Raw genomic sequence first — 5,803 nt, forward strand, 5'->3', positions numbered from 1 at the left:
TCCGGTTCCGGGGCGTGCTCTGGAATCAATAGGGAATGCGGTGCGGGCTTTGGCCCAATTCCGCAACTGCACCCGCAACTGTAAGCGGCGAGCAGGGCTGAAGTGCCACTGGAGTTAATCCGGGAAGGCCAGCCCAACGCTTTGACCCGCAAGTCAGGATACCTGCCGGACATGTGCCTTTGACAAGGGCACTCCTAATCGGCGACGGGATGTGCGTCGGAGCAGGATGCTTGAAAAAGCAGCTCGGCTTGGACGTCCCCGCAGTCAAAACGCATCTCGTACCGGGGTTGGTACGAAGGGACAAGGACGACTATTGATGACCAAGCTGCTTTCTGCAGCCGCTGTGGCGATGGCGCTTCCAGCGATGGCAAATGCGCATTTCCTGCTGGAATACACCTCTGACACCATGATCGACGCACCGGGGAATGTTCCGGTCAAGCTGATCTTCTGGCATCCGTTCTCGAACGGGCATGTCATGGATCTGGACAAGCCGCAGGAATTCTACGTGATCCACAACGGTCAGAAAACCGACCTGCTGGACACTCTGGAACCCGTGCGTTTCACCGGTGGGGAAAACGAAGGCGCGGCATTCAAGGGTTATGTTCCGGTCAAACGGTCGGGCGACTATGTGCTGGTGACAGTTCCCCAGCCCTATTACGAGGGGTCTGAGGATATCTATATCCAGCAGATCGCCAAGGCATTCCTGAACCGCAACGAATTGCCGACCGACTGGATGAACCCGGTGGGCTTGCCGGTTGAGATCATCCCGCTCAACAAACCGACCAACATCATCGCGGGTTCGACCTTTACGGGTCGAGTTATGGCAGAAGGCCAACCGGTTGCGGGTGCCGAGATCGAGATCGAGTACATGGCCGCAGAACCGGACATGGAAAGCACGGCTGCTTCGGCCCCGACCGTCTCGCCGTTGCCGGGTGGTGCATTGGTCGCAACTTCGGATGATAACGGGTATTTCACGTTCGGCGTTCCGAAAGCCGGATATTGGGGTTTTGCAGCGCTCGGCGCCGGTCCCGTGACCGAACACAATGGCAAAGAACTCAGCCAGGACGCGGTCATCTGGATCCGCGCCTGGGATTTGGAGTAACCGTAGATGCATATCGTTGACGGAGCCTTGTCCAACCCGGTCGTGATCGGCGGTGCCGTCGCTGCGGCGGGTGGAATTGCCATGGGCCTCAGGTCGCTGAATCTTGATCGCATCCCCACTGCGGGGGTGCTGTCAGCCAGCTTTTTCGTGGCATCGCTGATCCATGTTCCTATTGGTCCGTCGTCGGTGCACCTGATCCTCAACGGTATGGCCGGGCTTTTGCTGGGGTGGGCCGCATTCCCGGCCCTGTTCGTCGGGCTTTTGCTGCAAGCCGTCTTCTTTGGCTTTGGCGGGTTGACGGTATTGGGGATCAACACCCTGAACATCGCGTTGCCCGCGGTTCTGGCCGGACTGATCTTTAGCCGCCTGATCGCCCACGGCTCACCGCTGCAAGGTGCGATATGGGGCGGGGTCGGCGGTGCCTTTGCCATTGCCGCCACAACCGGCATGGTTGCGTTTTCACTGGCCTTGTCCGGGGATGCCTTCCTGCCTGCGGCTAAGATTGTTTTCTTTGCACATATTCCTGTCATGGCGATTGAGGCGATCCTGACCGGGTTCGCGGTTTTGCTGGCGCGCAAGGTCAAGCCCGAGCTGTTTGTCAAACGAGCGGTCGCATGAGGTATCTGGCAATCATTCTGGCGCTGTGCTGCGCACCCCTACCTGCCTTGGCGCATAAGGTCATAGCCGGAGTGTTTAAATCCGGTGACGCCATCGAAGGCGAAATCGGCTTTTCCAACGGCGACATGGCAAGCGATACCGAGGTCATCGTCAACGGCCCGGACGGAGCCGAGCTGGGCCGTATCGTAACAGATGCAGACGGGTTTTTTATCTACACGCCAAACGCGCCGGTGGCCCATACATTCTTTGCAAACCTTGGTGCCGGACATGTGGCCGAGGTCACCATGCCCGCTGCGGATGTCGCCCGGATCATGGGCGTTGAAGCGGAACCTGATACCCCGCCAACAAACGCACCTGCCCAGACAGCGGCGGTGCTCAGCACTGAACAACAACAGGTCATTGCCAGGGCCGTGCGGGATGAGCTGCGCCCGCTGCGTCGGGAAATCGCGGCTTACCGCGAACAAAATGATCTGCAAACTGTTCTGGGTGGGATCGGATATATTGTCGGTCTGTTTGGTCTGGGCTTCTACTTTGCGGCACGCCGCAAGCTGGCGGCCTGATGGCGCATGTTCTGGGACAACAGGAAAGCACGCTGGTCAAAGCGGGCGCGCAGCGGCGCGGCGCGATCAACCCGCTTGATCCTAGGATGCGGATCGTTATGGCGGTTGTCTTCGCGGTGGTGACAGTGGCGGTGTCCTCGCTGACAGCGCTGTGCGCGGCTCTGGCGGTGTCCTTTTCGCTTCTTGCCGCGTCGCGTCTGCCCTGGCGGAAGACATTGAAACGCATGGCCATGATGGACGGGTTCATCCTGTTCATGCTGGTGTTGTTGCCATTCTCCATGCCCGGCGACCCGATGTTTACGCTCTGGGGGTTTCCCGCAAGCTGGCAGGGCTTCTGGAAAGCGGTCGAGATCGCCTTGACGGCCAACGCGGTCATCCTGTCCCTTATGGTGCTGGTCGGCACGATGGAGCCGGTCACGCTTGGCCACGCCCTGCACCGCCTGCGCTGCCCCGAAAAGCTGGTTCACCTTTTGATGTTCACCATCCGATATATCGAGGTTCTGCGGGAAGAATACCTGCGCCTGCGCGCGGCCATGAAAGTGCGCGGCTTTCGCCCGGCAACAAACTGGCACACCTATCGCAGCTTTGGCTATCTCGTGGGCATAATGCTGGTGCGCGCGATCGAAAGATCCGAACGCATTCTTGATGCGATGAAATGCCGGGGTTTTTCAGGCCGTATGCTGTTGCTTCAGGACTTTGCCCTGACCCGAAGGGACATCGTTTTTGCCGCAGGTCTTGGTGCTCTTTGCGCGGGTCTGATCATACTGGATTTGGCATGACACTGATTGCGCTTGAAGAAATCCGCTTTGCCTACGCCGGTCAGCCACCCGTTCTTGACGGTGCCAGCCTCAGCCTGTCCGCTGGTCAACGCCTGTCGCTGACGGGCCCGAACGGGGCAGGAAAATCGACCTTGCTGCGCATTACGCTTGGCTTGCAGCGCGCACAGTCCGGCACGGTCAGGATCTTTGGTCAGCAAAGGGTGCATGAGGCTGATTTTCACGACGTGCGCCGCCGGGTGGGCCTTGTGTTTCAGGATGCGGATGATCAGTTGTTCTGCCCGACCGTCGCCGAGGATATCGCCTTTGGCCCGCTCAACCTGGGCAGAACACGCGACGAAGCACTTGCCATCGTTGAAAGCGTGTTGGGTGATCTGGACCTGATGCATCTGAAGAACCGCATCACCCACAATTTGTCAGGGGGTGAAAAACGGCTGGTTACGCTGGCGACCGTTCTGGCGATGGAGCCCGAGGTTCTGCTGCTTGATGAACCCACCAACGCGCTGGACCCACGGAACGAGGCCCGGCTGCTGGAAATCCTCCGGGCATTGCCGCAAGCGATCCTTCTTGTCAGCCATTCCCCGGCCTTCCGCGCCGAACTGGCACCGGATGCGCTGGATTTGCGAGACGGAAAACTGGTTTCTGTCTGACAGGACCAATACGTGTTCAGCTGTTCCGCTTTCGGCTCATAAGCCCATATCTGACTGCCCATGCGCGAAACGACAGGCGTCTGCGACGGTCCTGTTTCACCGGGTGTTTCGACGGCGCGCCACCTTTTCGGTTGAACTCGAAAACGTCAATGATGCGCTCGGCGCAACCGCAGGCTTCGCCCATGCCAACTTTGGCAAAGTAGAATTTTTCGAAACGTTCCGGGTTTGGCATGGCACCCCTCCTGTTCAAGCGTAACTCCAAAAGCCAAGTGCCGCCAAATCACTTTGTTGCGGATGCAGAGGGGGTCCTATGGCGCGGCGAATGCGCTTCCCGTCCAGACATTGTCCAATTGATTGAAGACCGGCGAGGTGATGAGCATCTCGGCAGGGTACAGCAATTGCAGCTCATCCGCGAACCGCGTGACGCCGGGTACAAGCCCGGTGATGTTTTGCCACGCGGCCCAGCTGCCGGGATCGGACAGGCTGGTGGGATTGCCGGGATCAGCCGCCTGGTGCCAACCGGCCGCATTCAGGATCGGCGAAAGGGCAAAGCGCGCATCGTTGCTGTCAACCTCGGAACAGGCAGCAGCATCGCATTCCCAGCTTGTCCAGTCTGCCGCCGCGATGGTCCCGGCAATCGGGGCGGCGGCGTCGATGACCCGTGCCAGAACCTCGAACCCGCCACCCGCAGTCGGACGGCTGAGCGACAGCGGGTCGGTGGCCACGGCATGCAGCGCCGCGGTCGGTGCCAGGCTGAGGGTTCGACCGATCAAAGCCAGCTGTGCGATGCCGTCGGTCACGGGGCCTGATCCGGCGGCCGGAAGGACCCTGACAGGTGTCAGGATCGGCACCGCACCGCCACGTATCGCGATCTCCTGCAACGCATTGTCGAAGGCCGGAACGAAATCACTGCGGATCGTATAGCTCAGCGGGAAACTGGCCTGCTGCGGACCAACGGGCCTTGCACCGTCGCGGGTGATGAAAGACATCGGCGGAACGGCACCCGGTTGCGGCAGCGAAATCTGCGGTCCCGCGATACCCAAAGCGGCCGCGATCATGCGAGCGCGCTGTTCGGCCTCACCATACTCGCTCAGCAGATTGATATAGCCGCCGATCTCGGTGATGTTGCGCGGCGCAGGGATGCGCGAAGGGGCAATATCGCCCGCAATGGCCAGCCTATGGGCAATCACCTCACGGGCGCGCTGGATCGCAGGAGAGTTGGTCGTTTCAAGAATGTTGATGATCGCCTCGGCAAGGCTTTCATCAATTCCCGGTTTGTCCGTCACATTTGTGCTCGTGTCACTCATTGTCGTCCTCCGCAGGGGCGTTCAGGCCATTGAGGAAATCCAGCACCGACTGGCTGCCAGCCTTAGTCGCGCTGCCGTCATCGGCATCCGCGTTCGCCTTGGTGAAGGCCCCGAAAAGCTTGGCCAGAAGCAGTGTGTTGGACGGGTTGGCCAAAGCCGCAGCCCCGCCGGGGAAATCCTTGAACAGGTTTTGCGTAAAGGCTGCCCGGTTGCCGTCTGCCTGTCCGCCAATCAATGCGGCGACACCCGAGGCGTTCTTGGCGATATCCTCAAACCCCTTGATCTTGGCGGCGTTGCTGGCATCGAACGCCTTTTTGTCAGCGGCGGCTTTCTTGGCCTCTTCCTCTTTGCGGGCGGCAGCGATTTCCTGACCTTTACCCGCAAGTTCCGTGGCCTTTCCAACCAGTTCTTTCGTCAGATCCGTTGCCGTGTCGATGGCCTTGTCTCGCCCCGCAGCGACCGATTGCGTTTCAAGCGCCAGCTGGGCTTGCAGTTCCTTCAGGCCCGTAAGATCGGTTCCCGCCCGCGCAAGATCAGGCGCGGCCTTGAGGATTTCGGCCAGTTGCGACGTGGGCACAGCCTGGCCGGTGCCAATGTCGCCCCCTGCAATAGTAAGCGTGTTCGAAGGCTGGTTGTTCGGCAGGTCTGACGGCGCGCGGGTGCCAAAGATGGCGTCACTGTCAGCAGGCAGGACCGGCGCGTCGCCAACCGGCGGCGGTGTCGGGCTGTCCTGCCAGTTCCAGAAGCGGCGGTGGTCGATCATCTCGCAGGAATTGCAGCGGCCCAGAAC

8 protein-coding genes and 1 riboswitch are annotated in these 5,803 nt (G+C 60.2%); of the genes, 5 read left to right on the forward strand and 3 right to left on the reverse strand.

Annotation, left to right across the window (positions count from 1 at the left end; genetic code table 11):
* Positions 1-184: riboswitch (cobalamin riboswitch) on the forward strand. This riboswitch is flagged as partial in the annotation.
* Positions 185-316: 132 nt separating this feature from the next.
* From AC2FNC_RS19850 to AC2FNC_RS19870, 5 genes are read left to right on the forward strand one after another with little or no spacing between them, the layout of a single operon-like run.
* Complete coding sequence (locus AC2FNC_RS19850; protein ID WP_480521280.1) at positions 317-1,102, forward strand: DUF4198 domain-containing protein; 786 nt, start codon at positions 317-319, stop codon at positions 1,100-1,102.
* Between the two features lie 6 nt (positions 1,103-1,108).
* Entirely contained in the window at positions 1,109-1,720 is a 612-nt protein-coding gene (gene cbiM / locus AC2FNC_RS19855; RefSeq protein ID WP_496716426.1) for a cobalt transporter CbiM, read from the forward strand.
* Positions 1,717-2,280: a NikL family nickel/cobalt ECF transporter subunit gene (locus AC2FNC_RS19860; protein ID WP_480496185.1), complete on the forward strand. Its 564-nt coding sequence runs from the start codon at positions 1,717-1,719 to the stop codon at positions 2,278-2,280. The genes cbiM and AC2FNC_RS19860 overlap by 4 nt, the downstream gene beginning before the upstream one ends.
* Positions 2,280-3,059 carry a cobalt ECF transporter T component CbiQ gene (cbiQ, locus tag AC2FNC_RS19865; RefSeq protein WP_496716428.1) on the forward strand — a complete coding sequence of 260 codons (780 nt, stop codon included), beginning with the start codon at positions 2,280-2,282 and terminating at the stop codon, positions 3,057-3,059. Before AC2FNC_RS19860 ends, cbiQ begins: the two co-directional genes overlap by 1 nt.
* Positions 3,056-3,706 (forward strand): energy-coupling factor ABC transporter ATP-binding protein, encoded by a 651-nt coding sequence (locus AC2FNC_RS19870; RefSeq protein WP_496716430.1) that lies wholly within the window; start codon positions 3,056-3,058, stop codon positions 3,704-3,706. Before cbiQ ends, AC2FNC_RS19870 begins: the two co-directional genes overlap by 4 nt.
* 16 nt (positions 3,707-3,722) lie before the next feature.
* Here AC2FNC_RS19870 and AC2FNC_RS19875 read toward each other — a convergent pair whose 3' ends face one another.
* The 3 genes from AC2FNC_RS19875 to AC2FNC_RS19885 all read right to left on the reverse strand — a co-directional run.
* Positions 3,723-3,938: a hypothetical protein gene (locus AC2FNC_RS19875; RefSeq protein ID WP_480521288.1), complete on the reverse strand. Its 216-nt coding sequence runs from the start codon at positions 3,936-3,938 to the stop codon at positions 3,723-3,725.
* A 76-nt stretch (positions 3,939-4,014) separates the two neighbouring features.
* A complete protein-coding gene (locus AC2FNC_RS19880) occupies positions 4,015-5,013 on the reverse strand; it encodes a hypothetical protein (protein ID WP_480607512.1) in 999 nt (332 codons plus the stop codon).
* On the reverse strand, positions 5,006-5,803 hold a 798-nt coding region (locus AC2FNC_RS19885), incomplete at its 5' end, for a hypothetical protein (RefSeq protein ID WP_496716432.1). The genes AC2FNC_RS19880 and AC2FNC_RS19885, both read right to left, overlap by 8 nt.

It is taken from the genome of Ruegeria sp. BHSA123 (assembly GCF_059613425.1).

Bases quoted from the DNA above. Each gene is read 5' to 3' on its own strand.
- AC2FNC_RS19850 (WP_480521280.1), top strand. From the start codon at position 317: ATGACCAAGCTGCTTTCTGCAGCCGCTGTGGCGATGGCGCTTCCAGCG.
- cbiM (WP_496716426.1), top strand. From the start codon at position 1,109: ATGCATATCGTTGACGGAGCCTTGTCCAACCCGGTCGTGATCGGCGGT.
- AC2FNC_RS19860 (WP_480496185.1), top strand. From the start codon at position 1,717: ATGAGGTATCTGGCAATCATTCTGGCGCTGTGCTGCGCACCCCTACCT.
- cbiQ (WP_496716428.1), top strand. From the start codon at position 2,280: ATGGCGCATGTTCTGGGACAACAGGAAAGCACGCTGGTCAAAGCGGGC.
- AC2FNC_RS19870 (WP_496716430.1), top strand. From the start codon at position 3,056: ATGACACTGATTGCGCTTGAAGAAATCCGCTTTGCCTACGCCGGTCAG.
- AC2FNC_RS19875 (WP_480521288.1), bottom strand. From the start codon at position 3,938: ATGCCAAACCCGGAACGTTTCGAAAAATTCTACTTTGCCAAAGTTGGC.
- AC2FNC_RS19880 (WP_480607512.1), bottom strand. From the start codon at position 5,013: ATGAGTGACACGAGCACAAATGTGACGGACAAACCGGGAATTGATGAA.